The organism is Cyanobium sp. ULC065 (assembly GCF_977927515.1).
The window spans coordinates 2,411,613-2,431,710 of record NZ_OZ376393.1; the positions used below are offsets into that span (position 1 = coordinate 2,411,613).

The 20,098-nt window shown below is 59.1% G+C and carries 20 protein-coding genes; 12 read left to right on the forward strand and 8 right to left on the reverse strand.

Going from position 1 to position 20,098, the window contains the following annotated elements; genetic code table 11:
• The first annotated feature begins 5 nt into the window (after window positions 1-5).
• Window positions 6-1,757 carry a SulP family inorganic anion transporter gene (locus ACXMDP_RS11915; RefSeq protein WP_259730834.1) on the forward strand — a complete coding sequence of 584 codons (1,752 nt, stop codon included), beginning with the start codon at window positions 6-8 and terminating at the stop codon, window positions 1,755-1,757.
• A 639-nt stretch (window positions 1,758-2,396) separates the two neighbouring features.
• Here the strand turns inward: ACXMDP_RS11915 and ACXMDP_RS11920 are convergent.
• Complete coding sequence (locus ACXMDP_RS11920; protein ID WP_259730833.1) at window positions 2,397-4,127, reverse strand: HAD family hydrolase; 1,731 nt, start codon at window positions 4,125-4,127, stop codon at window positions 2,397-2,399.
• Between the two features lie 799 nt (window positions 4,128-4,926).
• Here ACXMDP_RS11920 and ACXMDP_RS11925 point away from each other — a divergent pair.
• The 5 genes from ACXMDP_RS11925 to ACXMDP_RS11945 all read left to right on the forward strand — a co-directional run bounded on the left by ACXMDP_RS11925 (window position 4,927) and on the right by ACXMDP_RS11945 (window position 8,070).
• Window positions 4,927-5,112: a CsbD family protein gene (locus tag ACXMDP_RS11925; RefSeq protein WP_259730832.1), complete on the forward strand. Its 186-nt coding sequence runs from the start codon at window positions 4,927-4,929 to the stop codon at window positions 5,110-5,112.
• A gap of 10 nt (window positions 5,113-5,122) precedes the next feature.
• Window positions 5,123-5,287 carry a DUF1328 domain-containing protein gene (locus ACXMDP_RS11930; RefSeq protein ID WP_259730831.1) on the forward strand — a complete coding sequence of 55 codons (165 nt, stop codon included), beginning with the start codon at window positions 5,123-5,125 and terminating at the stop codon, window positions 5,285-5,287.
• An 88-nt stretch (window positions 5,288-5,375) separates the two neighbouring features.
• Complete coding sequence (locus tag ACXMDP_RS11935; RefSeq protein ID WP_457766926.1) at window positions 5,376-5,765, forward strand: CsbD family protein; 390 nt, start codon at window positions 5,376-5,378, stop codon at window positions 5,763-5,765.
• A gap of 459 nt (window positions 5,766-6,224) precedes the next feature.
• Complete coding sequence (locus ACXMDP_RS11940) at window positions 6,225-6,938, forward strand: HD domain-containing protein (protein WP_259730830.1); 714 nt, start codon at window positions 6,225-6,227, stop codon at window positions 6,936-6,938.
• A gap of 853 nt (window positions 6,939-7,791) precedes the next feature.
• Complete coding sequence (locus ACXMDP_RS11945; protein WP_259730828.1) at window positions 7,792-8,070, forward strand: hypothetical protein; 279 nt, start codon at window positions 7,792-7,794, stop codon at window positions 8,068-8,070.
• Between the two features lie 39 nt (window positions 8,071-8,109).
• Here ACXMDP_RS11945 and ACXMDP_RS11950 read toward each other — a convergent pair whose 3' ends face one another.
• Both ACXMDP_RS11950 and ACXMDP_RS11955 read right to left on the reverse strand, forming a co-directional pair.
• Window positions 8,110-8,787: a response regulator transcription factor gene (locus tag ACXMDP_RS11950; RefSeq protein ID WP_457766927.1), complete on the reverse strand. Its 678-nt coding sequence runs from the start codon at window positions 8,785-8,787 to the stop codon at window positions 8,110-8,112.
• A gap of 518 nt (window positions 8,788-9,305) precedes the next feature.
• On the reverse strand, window positions 9,306-9,524 hold the full coding sequence (locus tag ACXMDP_RS11955; RefSeq protein WP_259730826.1) for a hypothetical protein: 219 nt from the start codon (window positions 9,522-9,524) through the stop codon (window positions 9,306-9,308).
• Between the two features lie 332 nt (window positions 9,525-9,856).
• Between ACXMDP_RS11955 and ACXMDP_RS11960 the strand changes: the two genes are divergently transcribed.
• The 4 genes from ACXMDP_RS11960 to ACXMDP_RS11975 all read left to right on the forward strand — a co-directional run bounded on the left by ACXMDP_RS11960 (window position 9,857) and on the right by ACXMDP_RS11975 (window position 12,985).
• Window positions 9,857-10,228, forward strand: a complete 372-nt coding sequence (locus ACXMDP_RS11960) for an AbrB family transcriptional regulator (protein WP_259730825.1) — start codon at window positions 9,857-9,859, stop codon at window positions 10,226-10,228.
• A 406-nt stretch (window positions 10,229-10,634) separates the two neighbouring features.
• Window positions 10,635-11,093 carry a GNAT family N-acetyltransferase gene (locus ACXMDP_RS11965; protein ID WP_259730824.1) on the forward strand — a complete coding sequence of 153 codons (459 nt, stop codon included), beginning with the start codon at window positions 10,635-10,637 and terminating at the stop codon, window positions 11,091-11,093.
• Window positions 11,094-11,242: 149 nt separating this feature from the next.
• The gene (locus ACXMDP_RS11970) at window positions 11,243-12,160 is read left to right on the forward strand and encodes an SMP-30/gluconolactonase/LRE family protein (protein WP_259730823.1); all 918 of its coding nucleotides are present in this window, start codon (window positions 11,243-11,245) and stop codon (window positions 12,158-12,160) included.
• 333 nt (window positions 12,161-12,493) lie between these two features.
• Window positions 12,494-12,985, forward strand: coding sequence for a LysE family translocator (locus ACXMDP_RS11975; RefSeq protein WP_457766928.1), 492 nt, complete (start codon window positions 12,494-12,496; stop codon window positions 12,983-12,985).
• Window positions 12,986-13,389: 404 nt separating this feature from the next.
• On the opposite strand, the gene ACXMDP_RS11980 is transcribed toward ACXMDP_RS11975, so the two are convergent.
• The 5 genes from ACXMDP_RS11980 to ACXMDP_RS12000 all read right to left on the reverse strand — a co-directional run bounded on the left by ACXMDP_RS11980 (window position 13,390) and on the right by ACXMDP_RS12000 (window position 17,309).
• Window positions 13,390-13,848 carry a hypothetical protein gene (locus tag ACXMDP_RS11980; RefSeq protein ID WP_457766929.1) on the reverse strand — a complete coding sequence of 153 codons (459 nt, stop codon included), beginning with the start codon at window positions 13,846-13,848 and terminating at the stop codon, window positions 13,390-13,392.
• A gap of 158 nt (window positions 13,849-14,006) precedes the next feature.
• Window positions 14,007-14,327 carry an ArsR/SmtB family transcription factor gene (locus tag ACXMDP_RS11985; protein WP_259730820.1) on the reverse strand — a complete coding sequence of 107 codons (321 nt, stop codon included), beginning with the start codon at window positions 14,325-14,327 and terminating at the stop codon, window positions 14,007-14,009.
• Window positions 14,328-14,492: 165 nt separating this feature from the next.
• Window positions 14,493-15,197 (reverse strand): DUF4336 domain-containing protein, encoded by a 705-nt coding sequence (locus ACXMDP_RS11990; protein WP_259730819.1) that lies wholly within the window; start codon window positions 15,195-15,197, stop codon window positions 14,493-14,495.
• Window positions 15,198-15,660: 463 nt separating this feature from the next.
• Window positions 15,661-16,566: a sensor domain-containing protein gene (locus ACXMDP_RS11995; RefSeq protein ID WP_259730818.1), complete on the reverse strand. Its 906-nt coding sequence runs from the start codon at window positions 16,564-16,566 to the stop codon at window positions 15,661-15,663.
• A complete protein-coding gene (locus tag ACXMDP_RS12000; RefSeq protein ID WP_259730817.1) occupies window positions 16,536-17,309 on the reverse strand; it encodes an EAL domain-containing protein in 774 nt (257 codons plus the stop codon). The genes ACXMDP_RS11995 and ACXMDP_RS12000 overlap by 31 nt, the downstream gene beginning before the upstream one ends.
• A 298-nt stretch (window positions 17,310-17,607) precedes the next feature.
• Between ACXMDP_RS12000 and ACXMDP_RS12005 the strand changes: the two genes are divergently transcribed.
• Together ACXMDP_RS12005 and arsJ are read left to right on the forward strand one after the other, a co-directional pair.
• Window positions 17,608-18,690: an ArsJ-associated glyceraldehyde-3-phosphate dehydrogenase gene (locus ACXMDP_RS12005; protein WP_259730816.1), complete on the forward strand. Its 1,083-nt coding sequence runs from the start codon at window positions 17,608-17,610 to the stop codon at window positions 18,688-18,690.
• The gene (arsJ, locus tag ACXMDP_RS12010; protein WP_259730815.1) at window positions 18,687-19,940 is read left to right on the forward strand and encodes an organoarsenical effux MFS transporter ArsJ; all 1,254 of its coding nucleotides are present in this window, start codon (window positions 18,687-18,689) and stop codon (window positions 19,938-19,940) included. Before ACXMDP_RS12005 ends, arsJ begins: the two co-directional genes overlap by 4 nt.
• The last annotated feature ends 158 nt before the right edge of the window (window positions 19,941-20,098 follow it).

A 20,098-nucleotide genomic window follows, 5' to 3' on the forward strand; every position in this document is an offset into this window, starting at 1 on the left:
CCTCCATGGGCTGGAGGCGATGGGTCCCTGGACTGTCTGCCATCCGCCAGTACAAGATCGCCTGGCTCCGCCATGACATCGGAGCCGGCCTGGCGGTGACGGCCGTGTTGGTACCGGTCGGCATTGCCTACGCGGTTGCTTCCGGGGTTCCGGCCGTCTGTGGCATGTATGCCACCATCTTCGGTTTGCTCGCCTATGCCCTGTTCGGCCCCAGCCGGATGCTGGTCCTCGGACCGGACTCTTCGCTTGTCGCCCTCATCCTCGGCATCGTGCTGCTGCTGTCTGCGGGTGATTCCCAGCGCGCCATGGCCCTGGCCGGGATGATGGCACTCGTCTCAGGCAGTCTGTGCGTTCTGGCGGGAACCGCTCGCCTGGGTTTCATCACCGAGTTGCTCACAAAGCCGATCCACTACGGCTACATGAACGGCATCGCTCTGACCGTGCTCGTCAGCCAGTTGCCAGCCTTGTTCGGTTTCACTGTTAAGGGCGACGGACTGCTCAACGAAGCGTGGGGATTTATGGCAGCCGTTCTGGCCGGCAGGACCAATGGGGCAGCGTTGGTCGTCGGAATCGGCACCTTGGTGATGATCGGGCTGCTGAGACGCAGCAGGCGCGTCCCGGGAGTTCTGCTGGCTGTCGTTGCCGCGACTGTCAGCGTTACGGTCCTCAATCTTGCGACCCGCTTTGACGTGGCGGTGCTCGGTCCACTTCCCAGAGGTCTGCCCGCTCTGGTTGTTCCCTCTATCCACACTGGCGACATCGTGCCGGTGTTGTTCGGAGGCTTCGCCATCGCCCTTGTGTCGTTCGCCGATACGAGCGTGCTTTCGAGAACCTATGCCTCGCGGATTGGGGACACGATCGCTGCCAATCAGGAGATGGTCGGATTGGGCGCGGCCAACCTGGTCGCAGGTCTGTTTCTGGGCCTCCCAATCAGCGCCAGCGCTACTCGTACTCCGGTTGCCGAGGCAGCAGGCGCCAAGACACAGTTGACCGGGGTCGTCGGTGCAATGACTGTCGCCGCGTTACTCCTGGCGGCGGCTGACCTTTTACGAAACCTGCCAGCAGCCGCGCTTGCAGGGGTAGTGATTGCTTCAGCGATCGCCTTGATCGAGGTGGCTGACCTTCGACGCATCTACCGCATCCAGCGCTGGGAGTTCTGGTTGTCGATGCTCTGCCTAGCCGGGGTCGCTTATCTTGGCGCCATTCCTGGGATCGGGCTGGCGATCGCCATTGCTGTCATCGAGTTTCACTGGGATGGGTGGCGTCCCCACTCACCGGTCCTGGGACGGGTCGATGGTGTCAATGGATATCACGACATCAGCCGTTATCCGGAGTCATGCCAGGTCCCGGGCCTGGTCCTGTTCCGGTGGGATGCACCCTTGTTTTTTTTTGCGAATGCTGAATTGTTCCGGGACCGTGTGATGACGGTGGTCGAGTCATCACAAACTTGTGTCAACTGGCTTGTCGTCGGGGCTGAGCCTGTCACCAGCATCGATGTCACCGCTGCGGACACTCTCGATGAACTGGATCACACCTTGGCAACGGCAGGAATCAGGCTCTGCATGTCCGAGATGAAAGACCCCGTCAAAGATAAACTCAAGCGCATCGGGCTGTTCTCACAATTTGGAGAAGAGCGGTTTTTTGCCACCGTTGGGGAGGCTGTCAGTTCTTATCTCAAAGCCCACGCCGTTGATTGGGTTGACTGGGAGGATGAAGCCAAAGGCCCCGCTGGGGCTGCTTCGGAGCTGTATCGTTGATCTTGAAGACCCAGCTCGCTCCGCCGCCACCTTCCAGGGCGCCTGGGCGGGCTCACAGATACCAGTCGTCTCCTGGAACGCAACGGTATCCAGTTCCAGAAAGGCCGTTCCCTGCCTTAGGTCCAGCGCACTTACGTCACGAAGCAGCTCTGTAAAGCCACTCTGAAGAAGGCCCATTGGCGTACTCGCTTCCACACTCCCCGTCGCGATCGCCAAGCGCATGTCCTAGTTGATGGCCTGCGACTCAAGCGCTATCAAGGCCGCGCTTGTGGCCATCTGGCAAACCTCACAAGTTGACTACCAATGCGATCTGCTGCTGCATGCACTGCCCGGAGCAGGACTTGCGGGTTGCGGAGTCTTCCGGGCAATCGGGTGACCCTGTGCCAGAACTTTTCGCATCCTGGCAATCATTATCAACATTGCTGGACGACCGAATGGCTGCCCGTGTACTCCCAGCCCATGGTTCTTCTCTCGGCGTATCGGCTGCTTCAACCTTGCATTCAGCCGTGCTGCGGGATCATCAGGTCGGGGCCCAAGGCCTCCGCGGGAAATGCTTCTGAGTCCATTGGCTTCCCAACCCGAAACTGATGACGAGCGCGTGATAGAATGTGCAATGGCCCCACATGATGGCACTCGGTCTTACCCGCTGGCAACGTCGGCGGGGAGCGTATAACGGGCTTCGATGGCTACGCGGACGGCTGCCCGGGTGTCATTCGGTCTCCCCTGTTGATTCACTTCGATCTGGACCAACTCTTCAGCAAGATCCTCGTCCTTAATCTGTGCCCGCACCCACTTCGAGAAATCGCCATTCCTCCGGTGGTATTCCCACGTTTCATCGTCCACACCATCGGCCAGTTGCAAGAAGACTTGCAGATTTGGGGCCTTCAGGTTCAGGCTGCCATTCGGGCCTCTGAAGTAAAAACTTCCCTCTGGGCCCAGATTCCCCTCAGCATACTTTCGCGAATGCCGTTTCCGTACGGTCCGCGGTTGTTTCGTGTGGATCACGATGGCTCCCGGATCGCCGCGTCGCCACACCATCGCGTCCCCCATCGGGAGTTCGTTGCCCTGAACCACTGGGCATAGCGGCTCATTTTCTCCCGTTGCCTTGCAGAACCCTGCCAACGTGTCGCCTGGCTTCCCGCCGATCAGTAGGATTGTGCCGACGTTTGCCATCGTCGCCGGTTCCACAGCGCCTGGGTGAACGGTGATGAACAGGGTACCGCGTTCAGGCAACAGCGGCGCAAGCGCGACACTCGAAGGACCGTGCGGGAGCAAGTGATGGGATTCGTCGATCACAAGCCAGTGTGGTCGACCTGTTCGTGCCTTCTCCTGGAGGATGTGTGGCAACAGTTCTGCGAAGAACGTCGGCCGATCGTTGAGAGGTACTCCTAAAAGATTGACGACGATCGACCGCCCCGGATCCTTAAGCGCATCAGTGACATCATTTGGCAGCGGTGCCTGGGATGGATTGCCGATGTGGTTTGCGCACTCGAAAGCCTCGTAATCTCCCTCGGGATCGATGACGAGCACCTGATAGCCTGCGTCTGATAACCCTTCCATGATGGACGTCGTGATTGTCGACTTCCCGCTGCCCGATGTACCGGCCACGAGCACTCCGTGGCCAGCCGGATCGAGCGACAACTCGGTTTTGTCGTCCGTTTCACCAATGAGAATGTGGTGACGAGAAAGTGCCTTCAGGTCGGATAGATCATTTGCGATGAGGTGATCGATGAGTTCTGCGACACCTGCTCCGCGAGCTTTACCAGTGACAAGATCGGCTGCCTCCTTGACAGCGGGCAAGGCGTTGGCAACCGCTGCGGAGCACTCGCAAAGCCGCATGAAGGCATGGTCGTTCTCGGCATCCCCAATACCTACGGCATTGTGCGGTGACAGGGCGAGCTCCGCGAGTGCCGCTGCAAGCCCCGTTGCCTTGTTCACGCCAGACGGCAACACCATCACCGAACCTTTGTTGAAGATCACCTGGAGTTCGAGTCCGTACTCGTGGATGATCTTCAACACTTCGATGTGGTTTGGTTCATGGGTGGCAATGATGACATGTCCGGTGGAAAGGGGCGATACCCTGCGCGCTCTCAGTTCGGCCACAAACTTTGGCAGAGGTGGCTCGGCCAGAATCCGGACTTCTTTTGACTGTGGATTGAAGAGAACCGCCCCATTCTCGACAACTACGAGATCGAACAGATCGAGATGTGGAAACCCCAGTTGTAGATCAGGGAGCTCTCGACCGGTAACAAGGAGGAGTCTGCGGCCTGACTTCTTTGCCCGTTCCAACGCTGCCAGGGTGGCTTCATCCACAACGCCATCGTGGGCAATCGTTCCGTCATAGTCGGTGGCAATTGCATGGAATCGCATGGGCCTCTTCGTAATGGAACTTATCAGCGAAGTTGCCTGCTCGGGCTGCCTGAACTGACCACCGATATTCACCTTAAGGCGGATTGACCCTCTAGGACCGCGAGTGGACTGGGCATATCTTCCTTCACCTGGGCCTTGGTGCTGCGGGTCTGCTGCTGCCCCCTGATCAAGGCTGTTTCCGATTGCGTTCTTGGAGGGGCGCCAAACGTGCTTGCATCAGCCTGTGCCGGTTGCTGCTCACACCCCATGAGATAAGCAAGGGGCTGCTGGGTGTTCGCCGACAATGTTCTGAACAGATCAAGGGTGGCAGAACCACTGATGGCAGCGCCACGAGTAGCGGGAGGCATCAGCGCTGGAGCAAGACGTCAACACCCGTTTCCAGCAGAGGCCCCCTCTACCAAGGCAGTTCACGCCTCTGTATCCAGACCACCTTGTCCACTGGGGAGCCTTGTTGGGCAAAGCAATGCGTCGTTACAGCGAGGTTGTCAAGTCGCAGGCATCTGCTTTATGAGCAAAAAGCTCCTAGCCAAAGCGTAAACAAGGACCAGTGGTGATGCATTCAGCAAGTGGATTTCTTGACAAAGAACAAAAGCTCAGAGCAACACAGACGAATCAGCATTGAATGCTAGGCCTTGGTTGTGACGTGGACATGAGGCACATCTACAGCAACCAACTACTCCATTCAGGCCCATAGTGAATGCAGAGGGCTATGGCGTGACACGCGAAAGGATTTGCTTAGGTACGGATCCAGCCGCTCCATACCCTCTGCCATTGATCTCAGACCCTTGCGGACCCGATCATGAACAAGCTCCAATTCAAAGGAGAATGGCACGAGCTGAAAGGAAAGCTCAGACAAACGTTCGCCGATCTCACCGATAACGACTTAGACTATACCGAAGGACAGGAAGAGGAATTCCTTGGCCATCTGCAGAAGAAGCTCGGCAAAAGCCAGCAAGAAATCGCCCAGCTAGTTAACACCCCCTAGGAGTTCCATCATGCTGAACTATGCCATAACCTTCTTTGTCATTGCGATCGTCGCTGCCGTCCTCGGTTTCAGTGGGATCGCCGGATCAGCTGCAGGCATCGCCCAGATCCTGTTTCTTGTGTTTCTCGTGCTTGCCTTGGTTTCATTCATCACCGGCCGGCGCACCGTAACGTGATTCGCTGCGTGAACCCCAATGATCTGATCAGATGATCATGATCAGTCTTCAATAATCAGAGACCACTGATTATTGAGCAGCACTGGGCGTGATTCATGGGCTGGCACAGTCTTATACCGCTAAACCTCATTTCCCCCTCGCCATCGTCACCATGAAACACCAACTTCGTTTTCTGCGCCAGCTGGCCGCCACTTGCCTTGGCCTTGCATTCAGCCTGCTGGTATTGATTGCCACGCCGGCTCTGAGCTCTCCCGCCCAGGCATCTGGAGCATTCACCCTCAGCGCCCCCCACTTGCCCCTAGCCGCGACTGCCGGCCGAGTCAAGGCTGACGCCAAGGAGTTTGAGGGCAAGACCCAGGAATCGATTGGCAACGTCACGGGCAACCAGGGAGATCGTCTCGCTGGCATGGCGAAGCAGACCGAGGCAAAAGTCCGGAATGCCGTCGAAGACGTCAAGGACAAAACCGGAATGAGCTGAGCCTGAAGCTACGACGCAGCCAGGCATCATCCTGTGGATGCCTGGCCGGGCGTGGTCCATCAGGAGCCTATTGGTCGATGATCAACAGGCTCCAAAGGAGATCCAGTCGCTCGCTTGATTGGCACAGAGGGTACGTTGCCTTCCGCGCTGTCATGGGGATCGCAGATGGGCACTGGTGACAATCCGTCCAGCACGAAGACCCACCACAAATTCCGGTGGTGTCATCTGCCCCACTGGCAGCGTCAGCCTTCCTCGCTGTAGCCGGCCCACATCACGACGTTCGTGCCGAATTGCCCTTCGTACACATGATGACCAGGAAGGATAGGAAGGTATCTGATGTGACGAGCAGGCTATGACAGCGCTGCAGATCTCCAGTGGGTGCTGTGCTCACCTCGGCATCTCGGTGACGGTAGACGGAGTGAACGACTGCGTCACCTCCAAGTTCATCACCTAGCTCGATTGCTGCTCTCCGATTGGGAGAACTCCGCTGACCCGACGACATACGCCATGCACACATCCCCTCGCTACACCGAGGCCCTTGGCTGGGCTGAAGAGTTGCACCGGAACCAATCGCGCCCCGGCAAGAAGGTGCCCTTCCTCGCGCACGTGATCAGCGTGAGTGCTCTGGTGTGGGAAGACGGCGGCACTGAAGACCAAGCCATTGCTGGCCTGCTCCATGACACCATTGAAGATGCGGGCCAAACCCATGCCTCGATCCAGGAACGGTTCGGAGTCAGGGTGGCCGATATTGTGCGCGATTGTACCGATCCCGGCAAAGTTCCAGGTCATGGGGTTACCGAACCGTGGATCCTGCGAAAACAGCGCTTCATTGAGACGTTGGCGCAGCTTTCGGAAGCCTCCCTGCTCGTAACCTCAGCCGACAAGGCCCACAACTCCCGTGACAAGTTGCTCGATGCCGGTTCAGATCTGGATGGCTGGAACAAATTCTCTCCGGGATTCGATGGCTTGCTCTGGTACTTCTGGAGACTGCACGACCAGCTCCTTAAGCGCCTGCCTGGCAGCCGCTCTGTTCAGCGACTGGGCGACACAGTTCACGCCATCCTGACCTGCCCAATGCTGATGGCCCGTTTGCCAGCAGGCCGGGATCCGAAGGACTGGGTGGCCACCTACCTTCAGCGGTCGAACATTCACGCAGATACCCGCAGTTTTTGAATGTTGTTTTACGCGCCCATGAACCATTCCGAGGCGCGGCAACTGGGCTGGGCGCCTGACGCGGCGTGAGCCCCAAGCCCAGCCAACCGGTTCCGTTGACCCCGCAGGAGGGGTGGCTGAGTGACGGCCGGCAGGTGTTGCGCTTTCGGCCCACCCGCTGGGAGCGGGACTACCACCGGCTGGAGATCACCGCCGGCGAGTTACTCCCGGATCAGGAGGTCCCGTTGCTCATAACACGCCGAGAGCTGAGCCGGGCTGAGACCCTGATGTTCTGGTGGGTGAATCTGCCCAGACCTCCTCGGCTGCAGTGGATCTGAACGAGAGAGCGGAGCATGCGCAAACCCAACTCATTCAATCTTCACCAGGTGAACTTTTATGCAAAGCACTACCAAAGGTGCTTTCCGCTCATTTTTTCAGTACGGGCCTGGGTTTAGGGGTCTATCTGTCTCGCGCGCTGTCCCGCGACGGAAACCAAGCTGTCTACTACCACTATGCTGATGGTATGGACGCCTTTCAGGCGGACTCGGCGGCTTAGGCAGCCTATGAAATAGACAGATTCTGATCAGCTTTGTGTGACGGGTTGGTTGAGCGCCGAGCTGAACGCTTCATAGGTAGAGCTGGCTTGTGATACCTCTACTGTCATCGTGACAGCAACCTTCGCTGACACTTTCAACCTCGCGATCTACGTACGTTGAAATCAAGCAGTCTCCGTGTCAACGGCAGTACCCTCCTGCGTTTTCACGAAATAGATCATCAATTCAACAACCCGCAACCTGTCATGAATTCCACAACTCCTCATTCAGGTCAAGCAGCAACGAGTCCATCCCACACCACAAGCGAGCGCTTTCGCATCATGCAACGTCAACCACACCGCATCTCCATCACCATCAGCTATCTGGTGTTTCAAACACTCCTGAACCGCTCGGAAGAAGAAGGGCGCTCCATGTCCAACCTGTGCGCCTTCCTGTTGGAGGAAGTGCTGCACCACCAGGCGCCGCTCCCCCTTCAGGCACCAGCTCCCGCACTTGTTCAGGCCCCTCTGCTGCAGCCCAGCGCTGTGGGCAGAAGCCAGGTGCGCTTCACCCCCTACACGCCTCAGGGAGCACCCACACACAACGGCAGCTTTCTCTGAACCAGGCCCTGTTGGCAGTGGAGCGCCCTGAGCCTGGCCTCAGGCCAGTGCCAACATCTGCTGCTGGGGAAGATCCAGGCAGTAGCCCATGCCGTAGATCGTCTTGAGAAAACGCGGACGGTGCGGTTCCGGTTCGATCTTGGTTCTGATGTGGCGGATCTGGGTGCGGATGCACTCAATGTCGTCGTCGTTGGCGTAGCCCCACACCTCATGGAGAATCACTCCCCACGGCACGGCCTGGCCATGGCGCTGCAGCAGGCAGTGCAGCAGCTCAAACTCCTTGCGGGTGAGGCGGACCCGCTGTCCGTACCAGAGCACCTCCAGCTGTTCCGGACGGAGCGTGAGCGGCCCGTAAGACAGGATCTCTGACGTGACCAAGGCCAGCGGCGCTTCCAGCTGGTGACGCAGCAGCGCCCGGATGCGCACGAACACCTCCTCCACCTCGAAGGGTTTGAGGACGTAGTCGTCGGCGCCGCAGTTGAAGGCCTTGAGCTTGTCTTCCTTGCTGGCTAGTGCTGTAAGCACCATCACCGGCACCCGCGCGGTGCGCTGATCGCGCCGCAGGCGCTGCAGCACCGAGAGGCCATCCAGCTTGGGCAGCAGCAGGTCGAGCACGATCAGATGGGGCTGGTGCTGCATGGCCATGGCCTGGCCTTGGTGTCCGTCACCGGCATGGAGAACGTGCCAGCCCACCTTCTCCAAGACCGGGGCCAGCATCTCGAGCACCTGAGGCTCGTGGTCGATGAGTTGGATCAGTGGCTGAACGCGCAACAGGATGGGGCCGGAAGAGCGTGGCCCATCCTGGCGATCACCATCATCATCAGACTGGAATGTCTTGATAGGCACATACTGTCGCCCCTGATCAACTCAGTGGAGAATGATGAGGGGTTTGGCGTAGTCAGGGCTTCTCTGCCACAGCCCCGTTTCGCCCGATCAGGGACCCCATAGTTAGCAATGGGGAGGGATGGGCCTTGGCCTGTGATTGGGCTCTTCCTCCGCGGCTGGTGGATGCTGCGTCGGCCGTCGTCAAGGGATGGTTGCTCTTACGCCGGCAGTGTCCAGTACAGCTGAGCTGAGAGCTGTTCCTTGAAGCGCACTGATTCGCTCCGGTTGGTCTCGTGATCCAGCCTGCAGACAGGAATCAACAGCTTCAACAGGGCTGGGACAGAGGCATCCTGCACCGTCGAAGTCAGGTCGGGGGGCGGGTGTCTATCGGCAGGAGCTGAGTCGGACTCTTAGTCCCGATGACTCTCGCGGTCCCGGTTGGCCTCATAGGTCTTGAGCTCCACCCCCCATTCCCCTCGGCTAAGACGTTGGGCGTTCTGATCAGTGCGGTGCTGCTGCAGAGCCTTCTCCACCAGGTGGCGGACAGCAGACCCCTTCTCACGCTCTCCGCTGAGGTCAAGGCTTTCCACCAGCTCTGCGTCTGTAACTTCGATGGTGATTTTGATCATCTCGGCACCCTTCACCTTGACGTTGAATTCAGCATGGCAAGGTCGGCTATCCCTTGCCATGGACAGCGATTGCCTTGAGCATGGATCGTCATGGCGTGGGGGTCGACACTTGGACCACGAAGAGCTCTGATTGATGAAGGCGGAATCTACTTTGTGAACTCAGCCTTCGTTCCCCGACGGCCTCTCCCCTTCCCGAGAACCTCGCGGACCGGCATAGGGGGCATGACCTATTCTTTCAGCTAGGGTCTCGTGAAAGGTGGCCATCCATTGAGCTGTCTCTTGGCAGCTCTTGGGTTGGTTGTTAAGTTCTTCCTAGTCGACGTCGTTTGCCAATGGCCCTCACCGGATCGGATCTGCTGGCCATCATTAAAGCGCTGCCTGAGGCCTCGAAGTCCGATCTGGTGCGAGCTGCCGGCTATGTGTTCACGACAACGGACGGCAGTGAGCGGTTGAACTACTCAGCTTTCTATGAGGCTGTTCTGGAGGCCAAGGGCGTCAGCCTTGGGGAAGGGGACCGCAAAAGTAAAGGGCCTGGTGGCCGCAGCTTGAGCTACCAGACCAAGGTGCAGTTCAACGGTAATCTGATGATCGGTAAGGCCTACACCGCGATTCTCGACCTCCAACCAGGTGATGAGTTTGAGATCAAGCTGGGACGCAAGCAGATCCGGCTGATTCCTCTAGGTGAATCTGGCGATGACGAGTGATCCAGATGCCTGAAGAGCATTGGCTGGGCTGCTGGCTTGAGGTGGCGGTAGTCTTCACTGGAGCTGAGGTCTTGGCCCTTGTCGTTGTCAATGTGGACTTTCATCCCGTAGTAGCACTGGGTGCCTTCTTTGTCCTCTGCATCTTCGGATCTTTTTCTCATCCCTCGTTCTTGGCTGAGCCGGGAGCCGCAGGGCCAACAACCCATTAAGTAGCGCGACACGCGAGGAGGTGGGCCCACCACATTCAACTACGACCTCTAGCTCAGCTTCGACACCAGCTTCAGTGGCAAGGACACCGATTGACCTGGAGTATATGCAGCAGCTGGTATGACGTGGAACACGACCGGGACACGAGGAAGGCGTAGAATCGTCGAAAGTTAAGCTAGGCGTCTCAAGGCACAAGTCCATGCATATAGAAGTAGCCACTGAAGCAGATGTGCCAGCACTGACGGAGCTCTTGACGATGTTGTTTCAACAGGAGGCTGAGTTCAAGCCAAATCCCGAGGCGCAGCGTCGAGGCGTTCTCCGAATCATCACACACCCGGATGTCGGTATCGTCTTGGTTGCGAAGGAAGGTTCTGAGGTGCTTGGAATGGTTACCCTTCTTTTCACAATATCAACCGCACTTGGTGAGCGGGTCGCGCTACTTGAAGATATGGTTGTCGGCCATACGGCTCGTGACCTCGGTGTCGGGTCTAGTCTCATGCAAGAGGCGATCGTCATTGCCAAGGCAGGTGGGTGCAGGCGCATCACGCTGCTCACAGATCAAACCAATCTGTCAGCCCAGCGTTTCTACAAGCGGCAAGGATTCGAGGTATCCACTATGATCCCCCTGCGTTTATGCTTGGCAAGTGCTCAATCGTGATCCGCCTGACATTTGGCTCAACTTGACTGCTTTGGGCAGCGCGTGAACTCAGGCGTTGGACAATGATCTAGACTCAGTGAAAGACACTGCGTTAAAACAAGAACGTGGTAGATTCAGCCTGAAACAAACTTGGCAGAAGGAAAGCCACAATGTCAACCCCATCAGGACTGCCGCCAATCTTCGCGCAATCACCCGTTGACCTTGTTCCAGCATGTCAAATCGCTAACTTCCCGATCAATACATTTTTGGAGAGCATTGCTGTTGATACCGACGGTACGCTATTTGTTACCAGCCACTTAGATGGCAAGGTGTTTCGGATCGGAGCAGATGGCATCCCAATTCTTTATGCAGCCATCACGGGCAAGGCCACAGGGCTTGCACTTGTGTCAAATGGCAACTTGTTGCTTAGTGCGTGGGATGAGCAGAACACTTCCACTGTCTATACGATTTCGCCTCAAGGGGCAGCAACAGTGCTGGTCAAACTGCCAGATGCCATGTTCTTGAATGGTCTCACTCCTCTTGGGGATGATCGCTGTCTGATTGCAGATTCTTATCGAGGTTGCATTTGGGAAGTGAGTATTGCTGAAAGCACGGCAAGGGTTTGGCTAGAGCATTCTGACTTGGCTCGAAGCTCTTCCGACAAGGACTTTCCGGCGGTGAATGGATTAAAAGTTTATGGTGGTTTCCTCTATGCGTCGAATACTGAAAAGATGCAACTTCTTCGAATCCCAATTTTACTGGATGGTCAGCCTGGCGAGCCGGAGATTTTCCTGCACCCAGTCAATCTGGATGACTTTGCCTTTGACCAAGACGGCAATGTGTATGGCACAACTCATGTCTACAATAACGTGGTCAAAATCACACCGAGTCGAGATTTAACCATCATTGCCGAGGCTGAACAGGGAATGACTGGAAGTACAGCACTTGCGTTTGGGCGGGGAGACGGAGATCGCACAAGCATCTATGTTGTAACGAATGGGGGGATGTCCCTTCCGCTCCCCACCGGGATCGAATCCGGAAAAGTGGTGAAGCTAGACGTTGGTATTGCAGGGCATTCATTGATTTAGTAATTCGATACGTTTTCTGCCATTAACGATGCTGAGAATCCGAATCATGACCCGCCCGTCACCGTTGATGTCCTGCAACGGGTGAACGAACGGGGTGGATCGAAAGTTCAAGTTGGTTTGGCTGATCTATGTGACGCGGCTCAAGTGTTGCAGGGCATCTGGGGTGAATGTCTTTCACCTGAGGGGCAATTCTCTTGGTGGCTATGAACCTGGTCTCCTTCCTGATATTCTTCTCGGTCATGCTGGCCTTGGCAGCCATTCCGAGTGCCAGCGTCGGGTTGATTGTCTCACGTTCAGCCACCCTTGGATTCCTCAACGGAGCTGCGGTCGCCGGTGGAATTTGTCCTCGGTGATCTCGCATTGGCGGCTTTGGCCATTTACGGGATGAGCAGCCTTGCCGAGAGCATGGGAAGTTTGTTCTCCCTCGTTCGTTGCCTCCCCGGTGGCTACCTCATCTGGACGGGCATTGGCTTGCTGCGTACCCGTCACGATCCCACTGCGGCGTATTCGGTCGACCAGCGGCCCTTAACACTTGCTTCCAGCTTCCTGTCGAGTTTATTCCTCACCGTAGGAGACCTCAAGGCCATTCTGTTCTATGCCAGCCTCTTCCCCACTCTGTTCAACCTGCGCTTACTGACCTCATTTGGCATCGGCATGATTGCCACGATCACCATCGTCGCCGTCGGTGGCGTCAAGCTGATCTATGCCTATTCGGCGCGAACGCTGGTTGCACGTTTGCAGTCACGTCGCATGCAGAGGATCACCCGAAAGGTTGCCGGTAGATTGATGATCGGCGCCGGTTCCTACGTGATCCTCAAAGCCTAAGAGGGGGTTCAGGTTGCGCTGTTTGCATGGCCGATCCTGTTGATGCTCGACGCGAAAGCGCTCCACCTGGCCTCCCAGGGTGATTTGAGATACTCAAGGGAAATGATTCCCTTTGCTTGTGTTAACCTGAAAGGAATTTACAATCAGCGAGTAGGAGATTCCAGCCTTGTTGCAGTCAGCCGAATCGAGTTCAGCTGCACTGTTCTTTATCAACCGAAATCAGTCTCACTGTATTATGACTGACTGAATCAAGCCGAACAAGCCAATGCTTACAGGAGTCCCGGATCATCGGCATTGACCTCAAGGGACTTCCTCAGCATCGAAGAGCCTGCCGCCACAGTTCCAGCTTGGATCTTGCAGGCAACGTTCGCCAGGAACGGCAATCGTGTGAACATCAGAACACGTCAAGAAGATGACTTTCTCCCATCGACTGCCGAAGCCAATTGGCTGGGTTGGTGTGACTGTTGATTCATCGCCATAACCCTGCATGTATCTACGGTCTTTGCGCTAACCAAGGAGAGCCTCAGCAGCCGGCGATCCCGCGCCGCCCTGCCCAACTCCTCGTAGTGCACCTTCGCCAGCACCGGGTACATCATCAGCAGCAGCCCCAGAGCAATCGGCAGGGAGGTGTTGCCGATCCTCACGGCATCGAGCCAACCCTGGATGGCAGGAAAGAAGCGGCCCAGCAGCAGGCCGCCGCCCATCGCCAGCAGGATCCAGAGCGGCAGGAAGCGGTCGAGCAACGACAGCTGGGCCAAGACGGCCTCGTCATCGGCGGCCCGTCTGCCATGGTCGTTGGATTCCGGGGCCATGCAAGAAAGGGCGATGGGAAGGACAAGGGAGCTGGCGAGCTGAACGGCCAAAGGACGCTCACGCCATCAAGGCCTGGACGAGCAGAGAGCGGACGACTTCAGCAGTGGATCAGGTCCTGACGCGACGGCTCACCGATCGATCAGCGCCGATGCACAAGGTTGATGCACGCCTCCCACACACTCAGCCACCGCTCGAAGATGCCCATGGATCAGCAGCAGGGGGGAGCGGGAGCGGCGCAGCCTGCAGACAGGTCCGCCAACCAGTGCTGGAGCGCCACGAGGGCTTCGCTGCGCAGGCGGTAGTAGATCCAGCGACCCTCCTGGCGATCAGCGAGCAACCCGGCCTCCTTGAGCACCTTGAGGTGAAACGACAGCTTCGATTGCGCCAGGCCCAGATCCGTGGTGAGATCGCAGACGCAACGCTCGCCATGGCCGAGGGCCTCGATCACCTGCAGACGCAGCGGATCAGCGAGGGCTTTGAGCAGTTGGCGCGCCTGCTCCGTCGGCAGGCCCGTGGTGGCGACGCTCACGGGACCATTCCTGCATAGTTGATCAATTCTAGTTGATGCATTTGTGGCCCAGTGCAGCGCACCGGCGCTGTTCTCAGGCAACACCCCAGCAGCACGGTCGCATCGTCGTCTCCAGCGCCATTGAGCCGGCCACCACAGAAGGCAAACCAATGGTGAGAACAGCGATCAGCTCCGAAACCCCGCATACGCCGCTGCCAGCATGGGCTTGCCGCCGGTTTCAACGATGGCGCCATGGGCAACGATCACGCGATCAAAGTCCCACGCCAACACCGCATCGATCGAGGCACGCACCCTACGCCGATCCGATGAGGCGAGGCGTTCGAGGATTGTGGGCTCCAGGCGGTTGAAACCGCCGGCGATGCGGGTCGTGAACCGCGTCAGCCAGGGAAAAGAGGCGTCGAAGTTGAACGCGCTGTCGGTGAGGAGAAGGGTCTGGCTGGGAACGTGGCAGAACGCAATTTCATCGAGAGGCACAGGGCCAAGGGGGCCCATCGTGTTCAGGCCCTGCAGCTGGCACAGAAGCAGATCCGGCCAGGGGGAGGGCGCTTCAGCAGTCAGCAGCTGATCAATCATCAGGTCAGGGCACTTGGCCTTGAGCGCGGCAGTCCCCCATAACCTGGCCTGCGGAAAGCAGAGCTTGAACGCATTGGCATACAGATGGTGGAAGGAATTCGGCGCCACGATATGGTCGATGCGGCCAAGTGTGGTCAGTGCGTCCACGAGCTCCGCCGTGGGCCCGATCGGAGAAAGAACGAGCAGGTTGCCGGTGTCCTGCAGGCGAATCACCGTCATCCTGGTGCCGATGCTCAGGCCGAAATACGTCTGCGCCTGTTCTGCCACCCAGAGATCCGTAGCCACGAGGCGAAGCATGGAGGGGTGAGTAAAGATGCTGCAGAATAAGGATGATCGGGCACAACGGATGGTGGGGAGCCAGCTTCAGAAGGGCTCCGCCTGGGTCTTTCAGCACACAAACCATTCACTCCGCAGCGCAAACTGAGCAATGCGCCGCACAAAGTTACACTCTAGCGCTGAACAAAGACACACAACCCACAACGGGGTACTCACTGCTCAGCCACACCAATCAGAACTCCAATCCTCGTTCTACGCAGCAATCTTCGCGCTACGCAGCAGTCTTCGTCGCTTCTCAGCACTCCTCTCCCTTCTCGGCACCTCTCTTTCCCCTCAACACTCAATCCAGGCCTTCGATTCAGCAGGCTGCAGCTCACACCTCGCCGCCAGCATTCACTGCCGGGCCGGCGGGCACCCACTGCATCGATGGCGACCGCCGTAGCGAAGAGCCCTGCCTGATGGCCATGATTCGCTGGCACCAGGCTCAGAGGGCCACCACCATGTGGCGGCCGCCTGCTTTGGCGGCGTACATGTTGCGGTCGGCGCGCCTGAGGAACAGGGCCGCATCCTCTCCGGCGCCGTGCAGAGCCACGCCGATGGAGAAGGAGGGGGTGATGCTTTGATCCGCCCAGGGGACCGGCCTGGAAATCGCCACTTGCAGCTTCTCTGCCACCGCGATCGCATGCTCCAACGCCCGAATCCCATCAAGGATCACCAGAAACTCATCGCCACCGATGCGGCCAGCATGGTCACGGTGGCGGATCACCTGCTGGATACGCCGCGCCACGCTCTGCAGCACCACATCGCCGCAGGCATGGCCGTAGCTGTCGTTGATGTCCTTGAACCCATCACAGTCACAGAACAGCAGGGCCAGCGGCTGGGCCCTGAGGGTCTTGTCATCCAGCAGGCGTTGCTCCAGCAGGCTGAGGATGGCGTCGCGGCTGTCAAGGCCGGTGAGGGGATCGTGGTTGGCCCGTTGCAGCAGTCGTTGTTCTTCGATCACCTTCTGATCCACAGGCTGCAGGGTGATCACATAGCCCTCGTGCAGATTCAGCGCAGCCGGCGATCCCTCGGGAGCGGCGCTGGAATCACCGCTGCGCCGCCCCTCCTCCTGCAGGCGCCTCACACTCAGATCCACCCAGCTCCAGCCTCCCTTGGGATCCGCCAGCCGCAGGCGTCCCTGGTGAATCGGGCCATGGGGCGTTAGCCAGGCATCGAGCTGCAGGGGCTCTGGCCGACCCTCGGCTGACACAAACAGCTCGCAGAAGGTCTTTCCCTTCCATTGGTCTTCTCGCCAGCCCGTCATCGGCTCCAGGGAAGGAGACACCCACACCACCTCCTCCTGCTGATTGAGCAGCATCACCACCTCCACGATGTTGTCGGTGAGCAAGAGATAGGGCCTGCAGAATTCGCCAGGGTGCGTGCGGCCCTGAGGCGATCCGTCACGTCGCGCCAGCTCACCACAAGAAAGCCGCGTGTGGGCAGGATCTGTATGTCGTAGCAGCGGTGGACCTGGATGAGGGTGTCATCCTTGTAGACGAAATCGTTGATGAACGTAGGGGTGCTGCGGGAGGCGGCATCGATGTGGATCTCCAGCAGGCCGTTCTGCTCCATCTGCGGAAAGATGGTCAGTAGGGTCTTGCCCACGATGGCCTCCCGTTCCTGCTGCATCGTGGCGCAGGCCGATTGATTCGCCTCCAGGATCAGAAAGTCGGTGATCGAATCCTCGTCCCCCTGGATCACCTGCAGCAGCATGAAGTAGTCGTCGGCCAGATCGAAGGCGGAACGCAGCAGTTCCAGTTGTTCAAACGTGCTGGGCACGGATGTGCTGTTTCCCTGCCGGTTGGGCTGCAGGCTCACCTGGCTCTGCCAACGGCCGGTGTCATCTCCGCTCTTTGGGCTGGTGAGGCGATCACGGAGCAGGGTTTCAAAGGCGTCCAGCTCCAGGGGGCGGCCGCAGAGGTAGCCCTGGTAAAGGTTGCAGCCGAGGTTCTCGAGGATCTGGCGTTGCTCCTCTGTCTCGACCCCCTCAGCGATGCACTCCATCCCCAGGCCTTGCGCCAGGGTGATGGCGGCCGGGGAGAGTGAGCAGTTCGGCTCTGCTGTATCCCAGCCGGGTGTGTGCGGAGTCATTGCAGGCCACGAAGCGGCCGCTGCTCAACGCGAACACATGCAGATCAGTGCCTGTGAGGTCGGCGATCAGGCAGAAGTCGGCAATCCGGCTGCGGGCTGCTTCCGAGAGCCCACTCACCATGCCACTATCACTCATGCTGAGTGATGCCCATTAAGGCATATCCAATCACACCGAAGCTCCCGCCTGGAGCTGGGGCGCTGGAGTGCCGGACAGGCACAACGGCACCCGGCGTGTCCCACAACACGCATCCATCAACCAAACTTGATTTAACGTCGGTTTGCTTGCGATCGCCTTGCGATGAAGATCGGCATCAACGGCTTTGGCCGGATCGGCCGCCTTGTGTTCCGCGCGCTCTGTGAACGCCCGGCCCACCGCAGCGCGGACGCCGGGGGCTACACGTTGGTCCATGTCAACGATCCTGCCGGTGACGCTGCGTCTGCCGCCCATCTGCTCGAATTCGATTCCGTGCACGGCCACTGGTCTCAGGCGGTGCAGGCCGAAGCCGACGGCTTCCGCATTGGCAATCATGCCGTGAGCTACAGCCGTCACAAGGATCCCACCGCCGTGCCCTGGGCCGACGCCGGCGTGGACCTGGTGCTCGAATGCAGCGGCAAGATCAAGACCCCCGACACCCTTGAGCCCTTCTTCACTGTGCCGGGCCTCAGGCGGGTGATCGTGGCCTGCCCGGTGAAAGGCATGGTCGCCGGCGCAGAAGCCCTCAACGTGGTGTTCGGCATCAACCATCACCTCTATGAGCCCAGCCGCCACCGTCTGCTTACCGCCGCCTCCTGCACCACCAACTGCCTGGCGCCGGTGGTGAAGGTGGTGCACGAAAGCTTCGGCATTCGCCACGGCTCGATCACCACCCTGCACAACATCACCAACACCCAGGTGGTGATCGATGCCTTCAAATCCGATCTGCGCCGCGCCCGCTCCGCCGGCAACTCGCTGATCCCCACCACCACCGGATCGGCCAAGGCAATTGGTCTGATCTTTCCCGAACTGCAGGGCAAGCTCAACGGCCACGCCGTGCGGGTGCCGCTCACGAATGCCTCGATCACCGATGCGGTGTTCGAACTGGAGCGCGCGGTGAGTGTGGAGGAGGTGAATGGGGCCTTTGCCGCCGCCGCCGCCGGCCCACTGCAGGGAATCCTGGGCTACGAAGAGCGGCCGCTGGTGTCGGTGGATTACCTCAACGACAGCCGCAGCTCGATCATCGATGCTCTCTCCACGATGGTGGTGAACGGCACCCAGCTCAAGGTGTTCGCCTGGTACGACAACGAGTGGGGCTACAGCTGCCGCATGGCCGATCTGGCCTGCCACGTGGCGGCGCTCGAAGCCAGTGTCGGGCCAGCGGTCCGCGAGCTTTCCGAATCATGAAGCAGCTCACTGCCCTGCAGCAATACGGCATCGTGACGGCCAACTACTGGGCCTTCACCCTCACCGACGGGGCGCTGCGCATGCTGGTGGTGTTCCACTTTCACCAGCTGGGTTACACCACCCTGGAAATCGCCTTTCTGTTCCTGTTCTACGAATTTTTCGGCATCGTCACCAACCTCTACGGCGGCTGGCTCGGGGCCCGTTTCGGGCTGCGGCTCACCCTCTGGGCCGGCACATTGCTGCAGGTGGGCGCCCTGCTGATGCTGATTCCGGTGGCTGACGACTGGCCACGCTGGTGGAGCGTGGCCTACGTGATGGTGGCCCAGGCCATCAGCGGCATCGCCAAAGACCTCAACAAGATGAGCGCCAAAAGCGCCATCAAGACCGTGGTGGCGGAAACCCCTGACGACCACAGCCGGGGCGAGAGCCAGCTGTTCCAATGGGTGGCGATCCTCACCGGCTCCAAGAACGCCCTCAAGGGGGTGGGCTTCTTCCTCGGTGGGGTGCTGCTCGCCACGATCGGCTTCAGCGCCGCCGTGGGAGCGATGGCGGCCGGCCTGTTCCTGGCCTTTCTGCTCACCCTGGTGCTGCCCGGTGAGATCGGCCGCATGAAGCAGAAACCGGCGATCACCGCACTGTTCTCGAAATCAAAGGGCATCAATGTGCTCTCAACCGCCCGCTTCTTCCTGTTCGGTGCCCGTGATGTGTGGTTCGTGGTGGCCCTGCCGGTGTTTCTGCAATCGGTGCTGGGCCGGAAATACTGGGAGGCCGGTGGCTTCATGGGCCTGTGGGTGATCGGCTACGGGATCATTCAGGCCTCGGTGCCGGCCCTGCGGCGCAGCTGGGGCAGAAGCGGCCCACCAGGGGTGTCTGCGGTGCAGTTCTGGAGCGCCGTGCTCACCGCCATTCCCGCCCTGATCGCCATCAGCCTGTGGCGCGAGGTGGGCAATCCCAGCGTGGCCCTGGTGGTGGGGCTGGTCGCCTTCGGCGCCGTGTTCGCGATGAATTCCTCGATTCACAGCTACATGGTGCTGGCCTACACCGATGCCGAATCGGTGAGCCTCAACGTGGGCTTCTATTACATGGCCAATGCGGCCGGCCGGCTGGTGGGCACGTTGCTCTCGGGCGCCCTGTTCCTGGTGGGCGGCCTGCAGGCCTGCCTGTGGGCCTCGTGCCTGCTGGTGGCACTCGCCTTTCTCTCCGGGATCAGGCTGCCGCCGCCGCTGCGGCAGCAGTTAGAAGTCGCCTGAGGCTCCAGCTGCTCAGCCGGTTCTGCCAGTACGAGTGTTCAATTGCCCGCTTGCGCGACACGATGGTGCCGATCAGCGTGAAGTCGGTGCCGAGGCGCCGGTGGCGAACGGGCCACCGAACACGAGGAAGGGAGAAGTGATCGTGATGAACGGCTTGA